Annotated in this window: 19 protein-coding genes, 6 tRNA genes, 1 pseudogene and 2 riboswitches; of the genes and pseudogenes, 12 read left to right on the top strand and 14 right to left on the bottom strand. The window is 38.1% G+C overall.

What is annotated here, in order from left to right; genetic code table 11:
* Positions 1–162: 162 nt before the first annotated feature.
* From gcvT to fdhA, 5 genes are all read right to left on the bottom strand, one after another.
* On the bottom strand, positions 163–1275 hold the full coding sequence (gcvT, locus tag D8M04_RS07895; protein WP_121522349.1) for a glycine cleavage system aminomethyltransferase GcvT: 1113 nt from the start codon (positions 1273–1275) through the stop codon (positions 163–165).
* Positions 1276–1338: 63 nt separating this feature from the next.
* Positions 1339–2589, bottom strand: a complete 1251-nt coding sequence (gene glyA, locus D8M04_RS07900; RefSeq protein WP_121522350.1) for a serine hydroxymethyltransferase — start codon at positions 2587–2589, stop codon at positions 1339–1341.
* Between the two features lie 511 nt (positions 2590–3100).
* Positions 3101–3203: riboswitch (glycine riboswitch) on the bottom strand.
* A gap of 281 nt (positions 3204–3484) precedes the next feature.
* Positions 3485–3583: riboswitch (glycine riboswitch) on the bottom strand.
* 139 nt (positions 3584–3722) lie between these two features.
* Positions 3723–4901 carry an N-methyl-L-tryptophan oxidase gene (gene solA / locus D8M04_RS07905; RefSeq protein WP_121522351.1) on the bottom strand — a complete coding sequence of 393 codons (1179 nt, stop codon included), beginning with the start codon at positions 4899–4901 and terminating at the stop codon, positions 3723–3725.
* 415 nt (positions 4902–5316) lie between these two features.
* Positions 5317–5745, bottom strand: coding sequence for a GlcG/HbpS family heme-binding protein (locus D8M04_RS07910; protein ID WP_121522352.1), 429 nt, complete (start codon positions 5743–5745; stop codon positions 5317–5319).
* A gap of 40 nt (positions 5746–5785) precedes the next feature.
* Positions 5786–7000, bottom strand: coding sequence for a formaldehyde dehydrogenase, glutathione-independent (gene fdhA / locus D8M04_RS07915; protein ID WP_121522353.1), 1215 nt, complete (start codon positions 6998–7000; stop codon positions 5786–5788).
* Positions 7001–7284: 284 nt separating this feature from the next.
* Here fdhA and D8M04_RS07920 point away from each other — a divergent pair, with 284 nt between their 5' ends.
* The 5 genes from D8M04_RS07920 (at position 7285) to D8M04_RS07940 (ending at position 8583) form a co-directional block, all read left to right on the top strand.
* Positions 7285–7569 (top strand): hypothetical protein, encoded by a 285-nt coding sequence (locus D8M04_RS07920; RefSeq protein ID WP_121522354.1) that lies wholly within the window; start codon positions 7285–7287, stop codon positions 7567–7569.
* Complete coding sequence (locus D8M04_RS20705; protein WP_425464009.1) at positions 7569–7634, top strand: hypothetical protein; 66 nt, start codon at positions 7569–7571, stop codon at positions 7632–7634. Before D8M04_RS07920 ends, D8M04_RS20705 begins: the two co-directional genes overlap by 1 nt.
* Positions 7635–7741: 107 nt before the next feature.
* Complete coding sequence (locus D8M04_RS20540; protein ID WP_281277117.1) at positions 7742–7903, top strand: hypothetical protein; 162 nt, start codon at positions 7742–7744, stop codon at positions 7901–7903.
* Positions 7890–8078 (top strand): hypothetical protein, encoded by a 189-nt coding sequence (locus tag D8M04_RS07935; protein ID WP_158595094.1) that lies wholly within the window; start codon positions 7890–7892, stop codon positions 8076–8078. Before D8M04_RS20540 ends, D8M04_RS07935 begins: the two co-directional genes overlap by 14 nt.
* 346 nt (positions 8079–8424) lie before the next feature.
* Positions 8425–8583, top strand: coding sequence for a cation transporter (locus D8M04_RS07940; RefSeq protein WP_121522357.1), 159 nt, complete (start codon positions 8425–8427; stop codon positions 8581–8583).
* Positions 8584–8778: 195 nt separating this feature from the next.
* On the opposite strand, the gene D8M04_RS07945 is transcribed toward D8M04_RS07940, so the two are convergent.
* On the bottom strand, positions 8779–10236 hold the full coding sequence (locus tag D8M04_RS07945; RefSeq protein WP_121522358.1) for an aminoacyl-histidine dipeptidase: 1458 nt from the start codon (positions 10234–10236) through the stop codon (positions 8779–8781).
* A gap of 32 nt (positions 10237–10268) precedes the next feature.
* Positions 10269–11690, bottom strand: coding sequence for a YfcC family protein (locus D8M04_RS07950; RefSeq protein ID WP_121522359.1), 1422 nt, complete (start codon positions 11688–11690; stop codon positions 10269–10271).
* A 449-nt stretch (positions 11691–12139) separates the two neighbouring features.
* Here D8M04_RS07950 and D8M04_RS07955 point away from each other — a divergent pair, with 449 nt between their 5' ends.
* The 7 genes and pseudogenes from D8M04_RS07955 (at position 12140) to D8M04_RS07985 (ending at position 18980) form a co-directional block, all read left to right on the top strand.
* Complete coding sequence (locus tag D8M04_RS07955) at positions 12140–13558, top strand: short-chain fatty acid transporter (protein ID WP_246001151.1); 1419 nt, start codon at positions 12140–12142, stop codon at positions 13556–13558.
* A gap of 110 nt (positions 13559–13668) precedes the next feature.
* Positions 13669–13887 (top strand): annotated as a pseudogene (locus D8M04_RS07960) (endonuclease); the annotation flags it as partial.
* 303 nt (positions 13888–14190) lie between these two features.
* Complete coding sequence (locus D8M04_RS07965) at positions 14191–14670, top strand: Lrp/AsnC family transcriptional regulator (RefSeq protein ID WP_121522361.1); 480 nt, start codon at positions 14191–14193, stop codon at positions 14668–14670.
* Positions 14671–15285 (top strand): LysE family translocator, encoded by a 615-nt coding sequence (locus D8M04_RS07970; RefSeq protein WP_121522362.1) that lies wholly within the window; start codon positions 14671–14673, stop codon positions 15283–15285.
* 268 nt (positions 15286–15553) lie between these two features.
* Positions 15554–16426 (top strand): glycine betaine ABC transporter substrate-binding protein, encoded by an 873-nt coding sequence (locus D8M04_RS07975; RefSeq protein ID WP_121522363.1) that lies wholly within the window; start codon positions 15554–15556, stop codon positions 16424–16426.
* Positions 16427–16720: 294 nt separating this feature from the next.
* Positions 16721–16996 carry a hypothetical protein gene (locus tag D8M04_RS07980; protein ID WP_121522364.1) on the top strand — a complete coding sequence of 92 codons (276 nt, stop codon included), beginning with the start codon at positions 16721–16723 and terminating at the stop codon, positions 16994–16996.
* A 580-nt stretch (positions 16997–17576) separates the two neighbouring features.
* Positions 17577–18980: a M28 family peptidase gene (locus D8M04_RS07985; RefSeq protein WP_121522365.1), complete on the top strand. Its 1404-nt coding sequence runs from the start codon at positions 17577–17579 to the stop codon at positions 18978–18980.
* A gap of 452 nt (positions 18981–19432) precedes the next feature.
* On the opposite strand, the gene D8M04_RS20545 is transcribed toward D8M04_RS07985, so the two are convergent.
* The 7 genes from D8M04_RS20545 to D8M04_RS08015 form a co-directional block, all read right to left on the bottom strand.
* Positions 19433–19564: a hypothetical protein gene (locus D8M04_RS20545; protein WP_281277116.1), complete on the bottom strand. Its 132-nt coding sequence runs from the start codon at positions 19562–19564 to the stop codon at positions 19433–19435.
* 82 nt (positions 19565–19646) lie between these two features.
* Positions 19647–19718: transfer RNA gene (locus tag D8M04_RS07990), tRNA-Gln, on the bottom strand.
* 10 nt (positions 19719–19728) lie between these two features.
* Positions 19729–19819, bottom strand: a tRNA-Ser gene (locus D8M04_RS07995).
* 2 nt (positions 19820–19821) lie between these two features.
* Positions 19822–19896 (bottom strand) — tRNA-Asn (locus tag D8M04_RS08000).
* A 14-nt stretch (positions 19897–19910) separates the two neighbouring features.
* Positions 19911–19984: transfer RNA gene (locus D8M04_RS08005), tRNA-Arg, on the bottom strand.
* Between the two features lie 5 nt (positions 19985–19989).
* Positions 19990–20078: transfer RNA gene (locus D8M04_RS08010), tRNA-Leu, on the bottom strand.
* A 25-nt stretch (positions 20079–20103) separates the two neighbouring features.
* Positions 20104–20185: transfer RNA gene (locus tag D8M04_RS08015), tRNA-Leu, on the bottom strand.
* Positions 20186–20219 lie beyond the last annotated feature (34 nt).

A 20219-nucleotide genomic window follows, 5' to 3' on the forward strand; every position in this document is an offset into this window, starting at 1 on the left:
TCCCTTCGATCTATTATTTTTAGAAGGAAGGAGATTCAGCTAATTTATCATCCATATGAAAATTCAAACTTTGCTAAATCCCATTCCCAAAGGTAGTTAAGACACGGGTTTATAAGACTTTGGATATCACTAAATAAACGCAATCTTGTATAGATAAACTATTTATCCTTTTTTATAAAAGGGTGTCTTAACAACTACTGCGTCAATCAATTTATTACGGATTTCTATTTTTAACGGTGTATCTGGTTTAGCATGTTCCGTGGATATCATAGCAAGACCTAGATTTTTCTTTAGAGATGGAGAACGAGTACCAGATGTAATGAAGCCAATCTCCTCTTCTCCCTCTGAAAAGACTTTATAACCGGTACGCGGAATGCCTCTTCCAGTTACTTCCACTCCCACTAATTTCCGTTTTAATCCCTCTTCTTTCTGTTTTGCAAGACTTGATTTTCCGATAAAATCACTTTCTTTGTTTGTCTTTACTGCAAAACCTATTCCAGCTTCGAGTGGACTGATATCTTTCGTCAGCTCTTGGCCATAGAGTGCTAGACGTGCTTCAAGACGAAGTGTGTCACGTGCACCAAGTCCACATGGCTTTAATCCATCTTCCTCCCCGGCTTGCAGAAGCTTTTTCCAGAGGGATTTAACATCACTATTTGCCAAATAAAGCTCAAAACCATCTTCCCCAGTGTATCCTGTACGAGAAACAAGAACGTCTTCGATTCCATCTAGATTGATATGTTGCTTGAAGCTAAATGGAGCGATTTCGCTTAAATCCAGATCTGTTAATTTTTGTAAAATATTCGCTGCCTTTGGTCCTTGGAGAGCAAGCAGTGCGGTTTCACTAGAAATATTGTTAAGGGTTACATCTCCTTTGACATGCTTCTCCATCCATTCATAGTCTTTTTCAATATTTGCAGCGTTAACTACTAACAAATATTTTTCATCCGCCAGCTTATAGACAAGAAAATCATCAATGGTACCACCATCTGGGTAACACATAGCTGTATATTGGGTTTTATTTACAGCAATTTTTGTTACGTCGTTTGTAATAAGGTAATTGATGTAACTCTCTGCATCCTTCCCCTCTACAAGCACCTCGCCCATGTGAGAAACATCAAAAAGACCGGCGTCGTTTCGAACTGCTTCATGCTCTTCTATAATGCTTGAAAACTGGACTGGAAGTTCCCATCCTCCAAAATCAATGACCTTTGCACCGTAATCCTTATATACTTCAAATAATGGTGTTCGCTTTAATGCTGCTTCAGTACTCATTTTTTTGCACCCCTGCTTTCGATTTGTTTCCTAAATTGACCCATTATCATAGATTTTTACTCTTTATACATTTACTGGCTGCTGGAATATCGGATAGCTTCCGCAAATTTCTTTTGTTGTTTCTTTTGCTCTTTCAAGAACTTCCTTATCCCCTTTGCTCTTCAGCACATCAGCCATTACCTTACCGATTTTAACCATTTCATCTTCCTTCATGCCTCGCGTCGTTAATGCTGCTGTTCCGATACGGATCCCGCTTGTAACAAACGGTTTTTCTGGATCAAATGGAATCGTATTTTTATTTGCTGTGATTCCTGCTTCCTCTAATATTTTCTCCGCTTCCTTCCCTGTTAAATTCCAAGGACGTAAATCTAAAAGGAGAAGATGATTATCGGTTCCACCAGAGACAAGGGATGCTCCCTCTTCCATTAATGTATCACCAAGAACCTTCGCATTTTTAACAACTTGCTCGGCATATTCCTTAAAGCTTGGCTGTAGTGCCTCATTAAATGCAACTGCTTTAGCTGCAATGATATGCATTAATGGTCCACCCTGAATACCTGGGAATACAGCTTTATTGATTGCTTTTATTATCTCTTCATCATTGGTTAAAATGATTCCCCCACGAGGACCTCTTAATGTTTTATGTGTAGTACTTGTGACAACATCAGCATAAGGGATTGGAGATGGATGAAGACCTGCCGCAACAAGTCCTGCAATGTGAGCCATATCCACCATGAATTTCGCACCAACTTCATCTGCAATTTCTCTAAATCGTTTAAAGTCTATAATTCTAGAATAAGCACTTGCTCCTGCAATGATCAATTTTGGCTTTTCCTTTTTCGCAATTGCTTCCACTTCATCGTAGTCAATCAATTGGGTATCTTCTCTTACACCGTAAGAAACAATATCAAACCATTTACCTGAAATACTGACAGGACTGCCATGCGTTAAATGCCCGCCATGAGAGAGGTTCATTCCCATTACCTTGTCCCCTGGCTGAAGCAATGCATAAAAAACAGCTAAGTTTGCTTGTGCACCTGAGTGTGGTTGTACGTTGGCATATTTCGCATCAAATAGCTTCGTTAGTCGTTCAATGGCTGTGGTTTCTGCAACATCCACAAACTCACATCCGCCATAGTAGCGCTTCCCAGCATAACCTTCTGCGTATTTGTTTGTCATTACGCTTCCCATTGCCTCTAGAACATCTTCACTGACAAAGTTTTCTGATGCAATTAACTCCAGTGTTTGGAGCTGACGCTGCTGCTCATTTTCAATGGCTTTAAAAATAGTTGAATCATTTTGTTGTAATCCCATTTTTTATTCCTCCTTAAACTCTTGTAATTTTTTCGCTAAAGCTCAACCTTCATTGATAAATAGTATCTGAGAGAAACACTATTATTTCCTTTCTGTTACACTTGCAGCTTTTCAAGGACAAAGCGCTCTACACGAATGTGCTAGAAGCCGCTTCAGCAGAATACTCCGCTTTCCACGGGCACGGCCTCAGCCTCCTCGCGGAAAATCACCGCTGTGGGGTCTTCGGACACGTGCTATTCCCGTAGGAGTCTACGTATTCTGCCTACGCTAATTGAGACTTTCTGCTTTGTGTGTGGTGTAAGTACTGTAAATAACTTCTTAAGCTAAGCGTTCGCTTTACTTTTGTGCAAATACCTTTGCTGCACGCTTCTAGCATGAAAAAAAACAAAAAAGGACAGAAAAGGGTAGTGTTCTCAACCCTTCTCTGTCCTTTTACCTGAGAGTTTAACTCTTTATGAAAGAGCCTTCCCCTTTGGTGGCGTATCTCTTACATACGCGCTCTCCAGAGGTGCGTCACGTTGTGGTTCTTTCTACCTGAGAGATTGGTTCCAAGGGTATTTTTGGAACTTGCTCCTTCGGTGGCCTTTTCGCTTGCACTCTCCCACAACAGTCATCCGCCCATATTTAATTTTGTTACTTGGAATGGTAAATGTACTGCCTATTAAGTAGCTGAAAATCATTATAGAGGGTGACAAATAATAAAAAGCGCTTACAATTGCAGGATAAAACCAACCAATTCACTTAGATGACTTGGCTTCGGCAAACCTTGGAGTGAATACAGATTACTTTGTTATCTGCATAAAAAAGGACAGAGAAAAATAGGTCTTCTATTTTCCTCTGTCCTTTTACCTGAGAGTTTAACTCCTTTGGTGGCACATGGCTCTCTCCAGAGACGCGTCTTATTGTGGTCCTTTAACCTGAGAGATTGGCACCCACTCTGGGTATTTGCTCCTTCGGTGCTAAGCAATTGCTTAGACTCTCCCACAATAATCAACCGCAACTATTTCATTTATTTTATAATATTATGAAATCAGATTTTTGTCAACATTATGCTTTATTTTACTGTTCTTAGAATAGTACACAGACTATAAAACAGGAGATTTTCATTCCAGTTGATTAAAGGACTTTCTTCGTTATTGATTTGCTAGAGCAGATTCCTTCAGACCTGCACGATTTATTTTGAAAAGCGATATGTCGTGATCGGTTTCTCCAGAGAGTGCTAATTGGGACATAATTTCACCAACCACACTGGCAAACTTAAAACCATGACCAGAAAATCCGGCAGCAATCATGATATGGGAGTGTTCTGGATGTTTATCGATGATAAAGTGTCCGTCCGGTGTTCTTGTGTAAAGGCAAATCACTCCTTTTTTCAATTCACCAGAGGCTTTCGGCATAAATCGATTTAAAAACTCCCGAATATGTCCTTCATCGTTTCCGTCCGATCCATATTCCCGATTCATCGTGTCCGGATCCACATTGTCTATAAAATCATGGCGGCCAACCTTTACTCCACAGCCATCAAAGCTTGGAAATCCGTAATAAATCGCCCTTGTATCACCTGTTGGAACTTCCACCATAAAAGTCGGGAATACATTGGAATTAAATAATGTTTCATCGGCTTCAAACCAAGCAACAGGCTGGCGAGTCGGGACAAGGGGGAGATTCAAATTGACCATGGAAGCTATTTTTCCACTCCAAGATCCAGCACTGATAATTAGCTTATCCGCAGTAAATGTGTCCTTCTTTGTAACGACTGTTACAGAATCCTCAAATGCCTGTACATCTATAACAGGATTATTCAGCGATAATTCTGCACCATGGTGCTTTGCCAATTCCCGATAGGCTTTAATACAATTTTCGCTGAATAAAAAACCTGAATTTGGCTCATAGAAGGCATTATAGTCATCTGGAACTTGTAAGCCAGGAAATTGTTCCATTGTCTCTTTTCCTGTTAAATATTGCACATCTAAGTTATATTCTTTACCGCTTTCTATTGCTTCCTCAATAAATGGCGCATTTCCCTTTGGCCCAAATCCAATCGCTCCTACCTGCCTGAATATTTTATGATGCGTCTTCTTTTCCAGCTCATCCCATAAAACTTGCGACCGAAGTGCAAGCGGTACATATTCTCTTCCTTCTCCATAAGCGTGGCGGATGATTCTTGTTTCCCCATAATGACTTCCCTGGTCATGCGGCGGATTAAAAGCATCCACCAGCAATACCTTCGTCCCCTGCCTTGCTAAGTAATACCCAGCCGCCATCCCCATAGTGCCAGCCCCTGCTACAATTACATCGTAATGTTTGGTCATCGATAAAACCCCCTCATAAAGTTTAATATCGCTATTTTTGTTTAGTCTTTCAGTAGCTTCTCTGGTTACCAGTAGTTAAAATAATTAGAATATTTAATTTCATTATATACTCCCTATACTGACATGTATAATGCTAGTTAAAGATAACTCCTATCTCTTATTCTGATTTTATTAAATTATAAAACTTATATTTAAATGCTTGGTGTCTGTCAGCTACCGATCGTTTTGCCATCTATTGAACGGGGCGTAGGGCTAACTTAGCTCTAAAAATAAAAAGGACAGAAAAAGGTAATATCTCTACCTTTTTCTATCCTTTTACTTGTAAATTTTACTCATCACAAGTCCCCGTCCTTTATAGAGAGCGTCAGTCTATGATAGGTCGAGTTAATTGCAATGAAGATTTATTCTGATTCTATTAGCGGCCCGCACCAATGTTCAAGTTCTCAAATACTTCAACAGCAGCTTGAGCAACTTCTACATCATGTTCTACTGAGCTGCCGCTAACACCTACCGCACCTACTACCTTATCATCTTGAACTAATGGGATTCCGCCACCAAATACAACAAGTCTTCCACTGTTTGTAGTGTTTAATCCATATAACTCAGCATTTGGAACGGTTGCTTCCGCAAGATTAGACGTTGGCATTTTCAGTGCAACAGAAGTCCAAGCCTTATTCTGAGCAATATCCACACTTGCAAGCCATGCATCATCCATGCGATGAACAGCAATCAGATTTCCGCCTTCATCCAATACGGAAATAACCATATTTACGCCAAGCTCTTGTGATTTCTTTTCTGCACCTTCAATTAATTTCTTTGCTATTTCTAAGTTTAATGTACTCATTTTACATTCCTCCTAATTTAATTTAAGTATGATAAATGAATTATCTCAAAGCTCCATGCGGATCAATGACAAACTTCTTAGCAACTCCGCCATCAAATTCTTTATACCCAGCAGGAGCTTCTTCTAACGAAATAACCGTTGCATTTACTGCTTTCGCAATTTGTGCTCTTCCACTTAAAATAGCTTGCATTAAGTCTCGATGATATCTCATAACTGGAGTTTGACCAGTAACAAATGTATGTGCCTTTGCAAAACCTAAACCGAAACGGATTTTTAATGTTCCCTCTTGGGCATCTTTATCCTCTGCGCCAGGGTCACCAGTGACATAAAGACCTGGGATACCTAAACGTCCACCTGCTCTTGTCACTCCCATGATGGAATTCAATACCGTTGCTGGCGCTTCACCGGCACCATCTCCATGGCCACTCGCCTCAAAGCCAACTGCGTCTATTGCACAATCTACCTCTGGAACACCTAAAATTTGTTCAATTTGTTCTTCCAGATTAGGATGAGTGCGTAAATTCACTGTTTCACACCCAAAACTTCTAGCCTGAGCAAGACGCTCTTCTATTAGGTCTCCAACAATAACGACCGATGCGCCTAGAAGTTGAGCAGAATGAGCAGCAGCTAATCCAACAGGGCCTGCACCAGCTACATAAACCGTTGATCCAGTTTTCACGCCGGCACTTACTGCACCATGGTAGCCAGTCGGGAATATATCAGATAACATGGTTAAATCAAGAATTTTTTCCAGTGCTTGATCTTTATCAGGGAACTTGAGAAGTTGAAAGTCAGCGTAAGGTACCATCACATATTCAGATTGGCCACCGACCCATCCGCCCATATCCACATAACCATATGCAGAACCAGGACGATCAGGATTAACGTTTTCGCAAATATGGGTATCCTGCTGCTTACAGTTTCTGCAACGTCCACAAGCAATGTTAAATGGGACAGACACAAGATCCCCTTTTTTAATGAATTCCACATCGCGACCGACTTCAATTACTTCACCGGTAATCTCATGACCAAGAACAAGTCCTGATGGAGCAGTTGTTCTACCACGGACCATATGCTGATCACTGCCGCAAATATTGGTAGTGACAACCTTTAAGATAACGCCATGCTCACATTTCCTTCCCACGTTAAGAGGGTTAACACCGGGGCCATCTCTTAATACTAGATCAGGGAAACCAATATCCTCCACCTCGACTACTCCCGGTTTTCTGTACACTACTGCCTTGTTAGCTACCATTCCATTTCCTCCCATCGTAATCTAATATCCGTTTATCTAGCTGACATGCAAAGAAGTAAAATAAAGGGTTTTAACTGTTTTATAGTTTCTGATTTTTGTTAATATTCCTTACCCACTTACATCATAGATGGAATCTGACACCAGGTAAAATAGCTAAAGATGATAGGTAATATCAGCAAAACTGATACTTGTTTCTTTTGCGTTAACTACTGCAAGAACCCTGCTTCTATAATTCAAGAGACCAAGAGTTCAGTTTAAGATAAGCAGCTAGTTAAAAGTTTGATGTGTTTAAAACCCCCTCGTTTTTTGTATCACAAGACGAAGCTGCTAAAGCTGAAGAAGAGCGTAATCATAAGGAAGCAGCAGAAAAGTCAGCTGAGGAAGAACGTAAGCTAAAAGAGGCGGAAAAAAGGCAGCTGCTAACGCAAAGGCTAAAGAAGAAGCAGAAGCAAAGGGTAAAGCAGAGCAAGAGAAAGATGGCTTTCCTGCAGCAGTGGAGAGAGTCGTTGAAGGAGATACGTTATAGATTTCAATCAATGGTAAAACGGAAGATGTTCGCCTTTTACTAATAGATACTCCCGAAACCGTAGATCCGAATAAACCAGTTCAGCCTTTTGGTCCTGAAGCTTCCTAATTTGTTAAAGGTACATTGGAAGGTAAAGAAGTACGAGTAAAAGTAGGTATTGAAGAAAGAGATAAATATGATAGAGTACTAGCATATGATTTATCGATGGCGAAACCATTCAAGAAAAACTGCTTCGTGAAGGACTAGCGAAGACGGCTTATTTATATAATGATTTAACCATGCTTGATGCGTTTCATGATGCTCAGCAAACAGCAATTGATGCAGGTAAAGAATTATGGTCGATTCCAGGTTATGCCCATGTGGATGACGATGTATGATTTCCATTATCAAGAACCTGAGCCAGAGCCGGAACCCGAACCTGAATCAGTTTCTGAACCTTCATCAACTATTGATACTTCCGGTCCTGATAAAGATTGTAGTGATTTCTCTACACGAGCAGAAGCCCAGGCATTTATGGACGCATCTAGACCAAGTGATCCTCTCATAGATTAGACGGAAATGATAATGATGGATTAGCATGTGAGAGTTTACCTTAAATGACGAATAATCAAATAAAATTTTATTATTAAATCCCTATTATCCATATATAGAAAATTGTAAGAAGGCCAGTGATTTCATTGTCTTCTTTTGTTATAAAAATTATTAAATAAACAGTATAAACGGCCTTTTGAAACCTAAGAATTACTTCCCTTTAACCTAAAAAGTTATACAAATAAGATACGCAGTTAAAATAATTCCTATCAATAATAATATTTTTATTAGTAATCTATATTATTTTCCACTCCAACAACTTTTTAATAAAACTCAAGCTTAGTCACGGATCCTTCGGCATTGCAAAATGTCAGTTGAAGGTGCATTAAATAGATTAGATGGCGTCTCGGCAGCTGAAGTTAATTTAGAAGCTGGTAAAGTAGATGTTACCTTTGATGAATCAAAGGTAACTGTTGATGCTATGAAGGAAGCTATTGAAGAACAAGGCTACGATGTAGAAGCCTAAAATACATGAGATAACAAACTGATTTAGCTAAGAAAAAAAGACATAAGCAAACAACCCTGTTGTTTGAAAACAAAAACAGACAAGGTTGTTTTTTTATCATACATTTCGCCTGCCACAAAATGTAAAGGAGTTTGATTTTCTCTAATTAAAACACTTATATCTTCTTCACAATACCACCCAACATAGACAGGGAATCTATTTCATTTCTTTTAGTACGTCTAGAAAATATCCCCAATTATTTAACATAGATGGTATATTGACATGCTCATTTGGAGTGTGTACATCATACATATCAGGACCAATAGAAATAGCATCTAATCCGGGAATTTTTTCAATAAAAATACCGCACTCAATCCCTGCATGCACGGAGATCACTTCAATATCTTTTCCTTCTCTTTCATAATATACCTTTTCAAATAATTGACGTATTTTAGAATTTGGATTGTATGGCCATTCTGGATAATCAGAGGTAACTCTAAACTTGCAATCTAAGCTTTCAGCAACCAATCGAGATTGATCAGAAATAGCATATTTTCGGCTTTTCACTGAACTTCTTACGTCACTTTCTATTATAATGGAGGTTTTTGTTGTAGCAACTTTACCTACATTAACTGAACTCTCTACTAGCCCTTTCAGATCCATACTCATACTTTGGATTCCATTTGGAAGTAACATAAGAGTTGCTATTAGCTTTCTTTTTGTTTCTTCTGAGAAACAGGTAGACAAGGAGTCTCCTACTTGCTCGAGCTCAATGAAAACATCAGGATCAGAAATGGCATACTCTTTTTTAAGAATAGTTGTCCATGATTGTAATTCTCGTTTAAATTGATTGACTTCACCTTCTGAGAGTCCGATCGTAACGATCGCTTCACGGGGGATTGCATTTGATGCCATACCGCCACGCACATGTTGAATTACAAAAGAAAAACGAGTTGACAGATCATACAGCAGGCGTCCCATTATTTTAAGGGCATTTCCTCTTTCCTGGTCAATTTCAATTCCAGAATGTCCACCAATTAAACCTTTCACTGATAGATTATAACTCACATATTCCTCATGTGTAGGTTCTTCTATGATCGGTATTTCTAAAATGGTCTGTAACCCTCCTGCACTACTGACCAACAATTTACCGTCTTCCTCTGAATCAATATTTATCAAAAATTTCCCTTTAAAAAGGCTAGGATCAACTGTTAATGCACCTTTCATCGTTGTTTCTTCCTCTGTTGTAATGACTATCTCGAGGGCTGGGTGTGGTATATCTGTAGCATCCAGTAACGCCAATGCATACGCGACCGCTACGCCATTATCCGCTCCAAGCGTTGTATCCGTCGCATATAAACAATCGTTCTTGATTCGTAACTTTAATGGGTCTTTGTTAAAATCATGAATGGTCCCCTCATTTTTCTCACACACCATATCCATATGTCCTTGGATAATCACTGTCGGCGCATGTTCATATCCTTCTGTAGCAGGTTTTTTGATAATTACATTTAATGCCTCATCTTGAGTGACTTCTAATTCACGTTCAAGCGCAAAGCGGACTAAATAATCACTAATTTCTTTTTCGTTTCCTGAACATCTCGGTATTTGGGATATTTCGGAAAAGAAATGAAATACTGGTATCTCATATAATTTCTGTAAACTATCGTACATCGTTTTCTCCTCCTCTAATTACAAGCAATTTTTTAATATACCCAAACAAATAAATGTATAAATAGAAGGTAAATTAAACCAAAAGTATAAAGGATTATTAATAATGGAATGAGAAATCTTGCCCACTTAACCCAGGATAATCCAGCAATTGCCAGACTGGCCATCAATTGACCATTAGTCGGTGTAAGAGCGTTGGAAATACCATCGCCAATTTGAAAAGCTAGAACGGCAGTTTGTCTGTTTACTTCAAGCAAATCAGCTAACGGCGCTATGAGCGGCATAGTTAATGCAGCTTGTCCGCTTCCTGAACTAACAATGTAGTTGATAACATTCTGCACACCATAGATTCCAGCTACTGCAAAGGTGGACGGGAGGTCTTCAATTAAACTGGATAACGAGTGGACAATTGTATCAATTGCATTCGCATTTTCTAGGATGACGACCGCACCATGCGCTAAGCCAACTGCCAATGCTGCTACAACCATTTCATTACATCCCTTTGTAAATGATTCGGCTATCTCATTATAATTCTTTTTAGCAATGATACCGACAATGACACCCATGATTAAAAATAGGGAAGCTATTTCCTTCATATACCATCCATAATTGATGATTCCAAAAGGTATGATCAATATAGTAAGCAGAAAAATAATTAAAATGACTACTTTGCTTTTCGTTAATTGATTACTTAATGTTACGTTTCCATCTTCTGAAATTAATTGTTTATCTCCATACACTAGGCTTCTCTCGGGATTTTCCAGTATCTTTCTAGCATATCGCATGACATAAATATTTGTGATAATAATCAAGATTGCCAATAGAACAATTCGCACGAACATTCCAGAGAACAATGGTAATTCTGCAATACCTTGTGCTACCCCTACATTAAATGGGTTTGTAACGGCTCCCGCATATCCAATGGACGTACCAATAAGCGGGGTAGCCACTGCAATGATTCGGTCAAACCCCAGTTTAAGTAGGAAAGGTAAAAGAATAATTAAGTATGGTATACTCTCTTCAGCCATTCCAAACGTAGCACCACAGATAGCAAAAAATGTCATTAATATTGGTATTAAATAAATTTCATTACCTTTTAGCTTTGTAATTAACCTGTTAAACAACCCTTCAATCGCACCAGTACTTGTTAAAATTCCAAATGACCCACCAACAATAAACAATAAAAAGATGATGTCTGCACTTTGAACCATCCCATCAAATACAGCGGTGAAGATATCTAGGAAGCCTGCAGGACTTGCATCGGTTTCATGATAGGTCCCATTTATAACAATCGTTCTTTCTTCTTCATTCGTTTCCCGATCGTATTCACCAGCTGGAATGAAATAAGTCGCAATTGCTAGGAAAACAATAATACCAAATAAGATAATAAAGGTATGTGGTATTTTTGATTTTCCCTTATATTTTGGTTTCTGATTCTCTTCTTTTTCATCTAACATTATGAAACTCCCTACTTTCTTAAACTAACAAATCATATTAAAACAAAATTCACTTTACCATGATAAAGTGCTAAAACGATACAGTAATTATATACTATTAAATTTAGCTAGACAAGGTGTTTTGTAGAAAAATGTCGAAAGCGGGCATATTTTCTTTAGTTAGTATCTCCATTTGTCGGGACTTTCGTTCACATGGCTCCCTATTCGAGACTATCCTCTCATCTTTTCAAATTAAGAAGGAATCCCGCCTTTCAACCTTGAAATAAGAAATAACATGGTGTGACACATTATCTAAGGAGGATGACAGATGATTTTATCAGCCGAATAAACAGAGGAGCTGCTTCCCGTCTCAATGGAACCTGAGCATCAAATCTCAAGCAATTAAAGCAGGTGAATCGGTCACTATATTAATATTAATTGGATAATAAGTAGAAAGGTGTGTGCTTATATTGGGACTAGAGAATAAAAATGAAAAACATGAAGAACAATCAGGTCGTTTAGAACGTATGGGGATCTCGTTAGCTAATTGGAGTGAGAAGTGGTTTCCAGATGCATATGTTTTTGCTGCGATAGCAGTTGTTATTGTTGCAATCATTGCTTTACTAATGGGAAGGACACCTGTCGAAGTTGGTGTTGATTTTGGAACGCACTATTGGGATTTGATTCCTTTTACAATGCAGATGGCCTTTATTATTATTACAGGTTATGTCGTAGCTACTTCAAAACCTGTACATAAGCTAATTGAAAAGATTGCTGACATTCCTAAATCACCGAAGATAGCCATTGCTTTTGTAGCTTTCTTCGCCTTAATTACATCCCTCATTAGTTGGGGATTTAGCTTGGTATTCAGTGGAATCTTAATTAAAGAAATTAGTAATCGGGTGAAAGGCGTCGACTATCGAGCCATGGCTGCAGCAGGATTTCTAGGTCTCGGAGCCATTTGGGCATTAGGACTTTCCTCATCAGCAGCATTATTAATGGCAACGAAAGCTTCCATTCCTCCTGAATTGTATGAAATTAGTGGTACGATTCCAATGTCGGCCACGATTTTCACTTGGCAAAACTTAGTCATGATTATCGTTTTAACCGTCTTGTCGATTTGGATTGCCTATGTTTCCGCACCTAATAAAGACAAGGCAAAGACTGCAGAAATGGCTGGCCTTGATTATAGCCGAAAAGAAATCTCTGAAAAGAAGAAGGCTAACAGGCCAGGAGAATGGCTTGAATATAGCCCTATATTAACTATTTTAATAGTTGCTCTTGGTTTTATCTATATTGGCAGCACCATTGCGGATTTAGGACCAATCGCAGCACTAAATCTTAATAATTATAATTTTATCCTTTTAATGCTTGGGTTACTTTTGCACTGGACACCGAGGAACTTTTTGAACTCTGTTTCTAACTCGGTACCTGCAATTAGTGGCGTACTTATACAATTCCCCTTATATGCAGGGATTTTTGGAATTTTAATGAATTCAGGGCTAAATGATGTATTAGTAAAATTCTTTCTTTCCATTTCGACTGAGAATACTTTTCCACTCATTTCAGGAATCTATTCAGCTGTCCTAGGACTCTTTCTACCTTCAGGTGGGGGGAAATGGATTGTTGAGGCACCCTACTTACTCGAAGCTGCGAAAGAGTTAAATGTTAACATGGCTTGGATCGTGCAAGTATATAATGCGACAGAAGCACTTCCAAACATGATCAACCCATTCTTTATGTTACCGTTACTCGGTGTATTGGGCATTAAGGCAAAAGACCTTGCTGGCTATTCTATTTTACAATTGATTTTTCATGTTCCGGTTGTATTTTTCTTAGTTTGGATTTTAGCAAAAACAATGCCATATGTTCCTCCTGTTTTTCAGTAATTTATTTCAACACCTCGACTAGGTTTTATACTAATTGAGGTGTTTCACTTTGGGCTACGGTGTGTCAGTCCCCCACTCCCCTACAGAGTTAAAATGGAAAAGGTGCTGCTGACCGAGCCATGCTCTATTTTTTACTCAGATACCCTGAAGAAATTGAAGCTTCGCATAAAAAGGAAATGGATGTATCCCTGCTCCTGCAATGGCATGAAGACTTCCCACCCGACATTTATGAAAAGCATCGTAATCTCGCTGTCTATGAAATCCAGGAAAATCGTAATCCTTGGATCGATTATCCGGATAATCTGATGCGTATTTTTTCATTCCAATGAAGCATGTCAATAAAAGATTTAACAAATAAAATACTTCTCACCCTTCCGTCTTCAACTATAAAAGAACTTACTAAATTTAGTAGAACAATTTATAAAATAAGTTTATGATAAAATGCACTTAACCTAACTGGCCAGGTTAGTGGAATAAATAATTACGAAGGCGTCCTAATCATTTTTAATTAGGACGCCATTTATTAAACAAAGAATATACCCGTTTTTAATATATTTCCAACAAAAAATAATTGAATCTTTATTTTATAAAAAGTATAATGATTAAAACTTTATAAAGAAAGGGATATGAGATTGGATTCTTTCGATTATAAAATAATCAAGTCGGTAATGACAAACGGTAGGGTTACTTGGGCTGAATTAGCTTCTCAAACTGGATTATCTGCCCCTGCAATTGCAGACCGTGTTAATCGTTTAATTAGCAATAAAGTAATTAAAGAGCTTGGGGCAATGGTAAATGGTGAAAGCGTAGGGACAGAGTGTACTGCATTTGTAACAGTTTCATTAGAAAGACCAAAATACAGGGAAGATTTTCTACAACTTGTCACAGATTTAGATGAAGTGCAAGAATGTCATCATATTGCAGGTGAAGACGATTATTTATTGAAAATTCGTTGCCGAAATACAAAGGATTTAGACAGAGTAGTAAGTTATGAAATTAAAAGTCTTGCTGGCGTACTGAGAACAAAAACAACAATTGTAATGGATACAACAAAAGAAACTTTTTGTATCCCACTTCAAAAAGATAAATTTAATAAAATAGGTGAAGATTAAATGTTTGGGGAACTGTTAATTAAGGGACTTATTATTGGGTTCAGTATTGCTGCTCCAGTTGGACCGATTGGGATTTTATGTATTCGTCGAACAATTGAGCATGGTAGGATCGTTGGATTTGTCTCTGGTTTAGGAGCTGCAACAGCAGATGGGTTATATGGTTTAATTGCTGGTCTTGGTTTGACACTTATTACTAATTTTTTAATTGGACAGCAGTTTTGGCTTCATTTTATTGGTAGTACCTTCTTATGTTACTTGGGCGTAAAAATATTCTTTTCAAGACCTTCTAATAAATCAGCTAAAGCAAAAGGCAACAAACCTTTTACAGCATACGCATCTACCTTTTTTTTAACTATAACTAATCCAGTAACTATTTTATCATTCATTGCTATTTTTTCAGGTCTCGGAATTATAGATAATTATACAACGATACTTGGCTTAATTTTAGTTTTAGGAGTATTTTTAGGTTCAGCATTATGGTGGCTATTGCTAAGTAGCATAGCAGGGATAGTTGCGAACCGCATGAAAAATTTTTCTTTAAGTTTCGTTAATCGTATTTCGGGATTAATAATATTATTGTTTGGCTTATATGGTTTAATGATTGGGATGGGTTAACTAGTGACTAGTGTTCAATGAGGGGGAATTCTTTTAGGTGAAGGTCGTTTTTTTGTTTTTCCATAAGAAAGATTGTGAAATATTGTACTTAAAGTATCGGGTGCATTACTTGAACACAAGTAATGCCATTTTTCTTGTTCAAGTAAAGGGCAGGTTAATTTAAAGAAAGGTGGTTGATTATGTGATAAAATAGAAAACGTCTTTAAAAAAATTGGAAGGGGAAATTTATATTACTACTAATCATGTTATCAAACAGAGATTAACTTTGATGCTCACTGTAATCATGTCGTTGATATTACTTGCAGCATGCGGAGGAAGCGATAATGGAAACGACGAAACGCTGGAGGGAGAAGGTAGTACAAAAGAAAAAACTGAATTGACAATTGGATTAGATCCATATGATTATTCCAGTGTACCTGCTTATTTATCACAAGTCATTTTGGAACAGGAAGGTTTTGAAGTGCAGATAGAAGAAGCAGAAGTTGGAATCTTATATCAAGCTCTCTCTGATCAGGAAATAGATGCATTCATCGACGTTTGGAGTCCCAATTTACATAAAGATTATTTGGAGAAATATGGCGAGACGTTTGAAATAGCTGGTACTCTATATTCGGATATGCCACTCGGGGTCGCTGTGCCAACGTATATGGAGGATATTAATTCGATAGAGGACGTTGCTGCTAATCCAGAACTTTTTAATCATGAAGTTTATGCGATTGAACCCGGTAGTGGGATGGCTATAACGACAGAAGAAATGGTGGAAACTTATGAAATGGACGACTTTACGATACAAAACAGTAGTGTTGCTGTGATGCTTGCCCAAGTAGACAAGGTGATTAATAATGAAGAAGCTATTGTATTTAACGCTTGGCGTCCTCACCCGATGTTCGTCCGTTATGATATTAAATTTTTAGAGGATCCACGTGATACTTGGAAAAGCGATGACGTTGAAATTGCGGTTACACCTCAATTAAAAGAAGAGTCACCGACAGCTTATAAGTTGTTTGCCAACATGGAACTGACTTTAGATATGGTAGAAGACTGGATCATGGAATTGGATGAAGGAAAGTCGCCTGAGGAATTAGCAGAAAATTGGGTGGAAGAAAATCAAGAAACAGTAATTGAATGGTTAGAAAAATAAATGTAAATAAAAATAATCGTCGTTTTGGCGATTATTTTTATTTTGTTTATGACTTAATCAGTTATCCATAATAGATATGACCAAGTCCCTTTGATTTTTCTATATCAACTAGATTCAATCTTCCAAGAACTAAGCCTTCATTAAGATAAGCATCCGATGTTTTAAGTGTAATTATTCACAAAGATTCTTTATACATAATGGATTTACGTCAATATTTAGGGAGAAATAACAAATAGCTTATTCAACTAAATGGTGCTTTAACACAACAAGGGTATCGTTGATAGGAGGGGTTAAATGAAAATGATATTAAATCGAATAGCACTTGGAGTGATTTTACTAGTTGTAGTTTTATTTTCGGTAGATAAATCTATTTTAGGACATGGGTATATAGGACTTATCTCTTTTGTTTGTTTCCTTTTAATAATTAATTACATCAGTACATTAGAGAAAAAAGATCAAATTGATAAAAAGGTAAAGATAATAGGCTGGTTTTGTTTTTTCGGAACTGTAATTATAGGATTGTTGCTAATCATTTCGTTTCCTGAAATTTTTAATACATATGGTTTATAGAACAAGAGAAAACCGCTTTTAACTTATTCAACAAACGGGTGCGATAGTAAAACAAGACGATCATCAATTGGTCGTTTTTTTCTTGTAAATATTTTAATAATATTTCGAAATGTTTAATGCCTGGGCACATTAAAAGGTCAGGCTTAAATGAAAAGCGGTGTGAAGAGCAACGCTTTTTTAATGAAATCCAAATACATAATCACTACTAAATATCCGGAAGTCGACCATTATGAGGTGAGAATAATGGTTCGGATTTTAGTTGAAAAAGAGTTTTCTTATGGCAATAGATGTTGATTTATATTGTACATTAATATTTAGCCCTAGAATTGAAACCGACACAATTATTGCCCTGTTTTTTCCTTAAGGATTTTATAGAGTCAGCAATAATGGCAATTAATCAATCTAGTAATCGGTTGACCCAGTTCTAATAAGAGTGAGGTAATAATTCATGGTTATTTTATAAAAAATAGGATTTAATCCCTGGTAATAATAGGAAAAAATTACCTAGTAAAACTATTTAAATTATTATAGAGTTTATATTAATATTCAAAACTATTAAATTTATCTAGGGGGTTATTATTTGAGGAAGAATAGTAAACTTTTATCCATCGCTCTTGCAACCTCATTAATATTAGGAGGTTTAAGTGTACCGGTCTCTGCTCAACAACAAACAATAGCGCAACAGCAAATTGTGAAAAATCCGTTAGACAACAAGGTGATCAATCAAATTGATGTCGATAATATTTACAACACAATCGACTATTTGCAACAAACGCCAAGAGTAGCCTCTACACCGGAGGAATATGCAGCTGTTCAGTCTATTAAGGAGCAATTTGAATCGTATGGCTATGAGGCCGAGGTTCAAGAGTTTCAATATATGGGTTATACCGCACCACATACGGTTGAATTAACAATAGACGGGACAAGCTTGGATACGCGCACGTTTACCTATACTCCGAGTGGAGACGTACAAGCACCGTTAGAATATGTTGGGCAAGCAACTGAAGAGGAGCTGGAAGGGAAAGACCTGAGTGGTAAAATTGCTTTGGTTCAGCGTGGTTCTAATTCCTTTGCAGAAAAAGTAATAAATGCTGCTGAAAAGGGAGCGGAAGGTGTAATTATTTTCAATAATACAGGTGGGGTCCTTAATGGTACCCTTGGTACAACCGACGATCGTTACATTCCTGCTGTTTCCATCACCCAAGCACAAGGAAACGACCTTGTCACAAAGCTTAATAATGGTGAAACTGTAACGGCTTCCTTAAAAGTATTAGGAGCATCTGCCGGACTTCGTTCATCTCATAACGTCATCGCTTCTAAGAAACCTACAAATAAAAAGAAGGACAATGGTAATGTTATTACGGTAACATCTCATCATGACTCCGTACCAGGCGCACCTGGGGCTAATGATAATGCTTCAGGGACAGCAATGGTTCTTGAATTAGCTCGTGTATTTAAAAATCTACCAACAGATACAGAAATTCGCTTCATTACCTTTGGGGCAGAGGAATTAGGATTAATTGGGTCAAGGCATTATGTAGCCAATCTACCACAAGCAGAGCTTGACCGCATTGTCGCGAATTTTAACCTCGACATGGTAGGCAGCAGAGATGCAGGGGATCTTGTTGTGAATACTGTAGATGGTCAACCTAATTTAGTCACAGAGTTAACGCAAGCCTCCAGCTTACGTTCAAATGGCGAACCTACACGACTTGGACGTAGTGGAAGCAGTGATCACGTACCATTTGCGGAAGCTGGTATTCCAGCCGCACTGTTTATTCATAGCCCGTTGGAGCCTTGGTACCATACACCACAGGATACAATTGATAAAATCAGCAAAGAAAAACTTCAGGATGTAGCACAAATTGTTTCGACAGCAGTCTATGATTACACACGATTTGACAACCAAACTCCGAAACGACCACAAAAGTCAAATAAACAGCAGCTTCCAGAACAATTTTATTTTGAAGAAAGCCTTCAATAATAACATAGAACCAGCTCTAGTAGCTGGTTCTTTCTTTTGAATATCATTATGTATTGATGACAGGCAAGATAGTACAATTTGGTAATAGTAGCGGTAAAGCTGATATTTTTAAAACAAGTGATGTTCGTAGCATTTGTAGAATTATTAAGGGTTTTAGTTTAGGCACAACGAGAAAACATAATCCAGGACAATTAGCACCTGTTGCAGAAAGAGTTATAGAACTATTTTAGTCAAAACATATTACCCTTCCGATAGAAAAAATATGTAATTTAAGTGATGCTGCAGAAGCGCATAAATTAATTGAAAGTTGTAATTATGAAGGAAAAGTATTCTTAAAGTTTAAAGAATAAGAGCTTAAACACAATAAATCTTCTTCTGCTAACGGGTGCGATAATCCAAGAAGGATTATCGCTTATTTTTGGTGAAGGTATGTATTAATGGGCAGTATAGTCTCATAAAAAATGAGAGGCATTTAACCTTGATTTTGGAATACTATATTTTTTGGCTAATAAGTTATATCCTAGACTGCCTCCTAAATATTCCTTTACGATTTTTGGTTTGAATTTTTCACTATTCTTTGCCATACAAAAACACCCCAGAAGTTAGATTTTTAACTCTAATTTCTGGGGTGCGGTAACAAAGACTCTTATTTCATTATGTAAATAGCTGGGCTACTAGGATTCGAACCTAGGATACACGGGATCAAAACCCGATGCCTTACCGCTTGGCTATAGCCCAATAATCTAAATGGCGGAGAAGGAGGGATTTGAACCCTCGCGCCGCTTACACGGCCTACACCCTTAGCAGGGGCGCCTCTTCAGCCACTTGAGTACTTCTCCAATGGCTCCACAGGTAGGATTCGAACCTACGACCGATCGGTTAACAGCCGATTGCTCTACCACTGAGCTACTGTGGAATAAAGAATAGTTACGCGCCCGAGAGGAGTCGAACCCCTAACCTCTTGATCCGTAGTCAAACGCTCTATCCAATTGAGCTACGGGCGCATATATGGTGCCGAGGACCGGAATCGAACCGGTACGGTAGTCACCTACCGCAGGATTTTAAGTCCTGTGCGTCTGCCAGTTCCGCCACCCCGGCTATTAAGCATATTTTATAAAAATGATGCGGGTGAAGGGAGTCGAACCCCCACATCCGAAGATACTAGATCCTAAGTCTAGCGCGTCTGCCAATTCCGCCACACCCGCAAATGATGAGCCATGAAGGATTCGAACCTTCGAC

Source organism: Oceanobacillus piezotolerans (genome assembly GCF_003665065.1).
GTDB lineage: Bacteria > Bacillota > Bacilli > Bacillales > Amphibacillaceae > Oceanobacillus > Oceanobacillus piezotolerans.

Bases quoted from the DNA above. Each gene is read 5' to 3' on its own strand.
- D8M04_RS07980 (WP_121522364.1), top strand. From the start codon at position 16,721: ATGAAAATGATATTAAATCGAATAGCACTTGGAGTGATTTTACTAGTT.
- D8M04_RS07935 (WP_158595094.1), top strand. From the start codon at position 7,890: ATGACGATGTATGATTTCCATTATCAAGAACCTGAGCCAGAGCCGGAA.
- fdhA (WP_121522353.1), bottom strand. From the start codon at position 7,000: ATGGTAGCTAACAAGGCAGTAGTGTACAGAAAACCGGGAGTAGTCGAG.
- D8M04_RS07975 (WP_121522363.1), top strand. From the start codon at position 15,554: ATGCTCACTGTAATCATGTCGTTGATATTACTTGCAGCATGCGGAGGA.
- D8M04_RS20545 (WP_281277116.1), bottom strand. From the start codon at position 19,564: ATGGCAAAGAATAGTGAAAAATTCAAACCAAAAATCGTAAAGGAATAT.
- D8M04_RS07950 (WP_121522359.1), bottom strand. From the start codon at position 11,690: ATGTTAGATGAAAAAGAAGAGAATCAGAAACCAAAATATAAGGGAAAA.
- D8M04_RS07970 (WP_121522362.1), top strand. From the start codon at position 14,671: ATGTTTGGGGAACTGTTAATTAAGGGACTTATTATTGGGTTCAGTATT.
- D8M04_RS07945 (WP_121522358.1), bottom strand. From the start codon at position 10,236: ATGTACGATAGTTTACAGAAATTATATGAGATACCAGTATTTCATTTC.
- gcvT (WP_121522349.1), bottom strand. From the start codon at position 1,275: ATGAGTACTGAAGCAGCATTAAAGCGAACACCATTATTTGAAGTATAT.
- D8M04_RS07940 (WP_121522357.1), top strand. From the start codon at position 8,425: ATGTCAGTTGAAGGTGCATTAAATAGATTAGATGGCGTCTCGGCAGCT.
- D8M04_RS07910 (WP_121522352.1), bottom strand. From the start codon at position 5,745: ATGAGTACATTAAACTTAGAAATAGCAAAGAAATTAATTGAAGGTGCA.
- solA (WP_121522351.1), bottom strand. From the start codon at position 4,901: ATGACCAAACATTACGATGTAATTGTAGCAGGGGCTGGCACTATGGGG.
- glyA (WP_121522350.1), bottom strand. From the start codon at position 2,589: ATGGGATTACAACAAAATGATTCAACTATTTTTAAAGCCATTGAAAAT.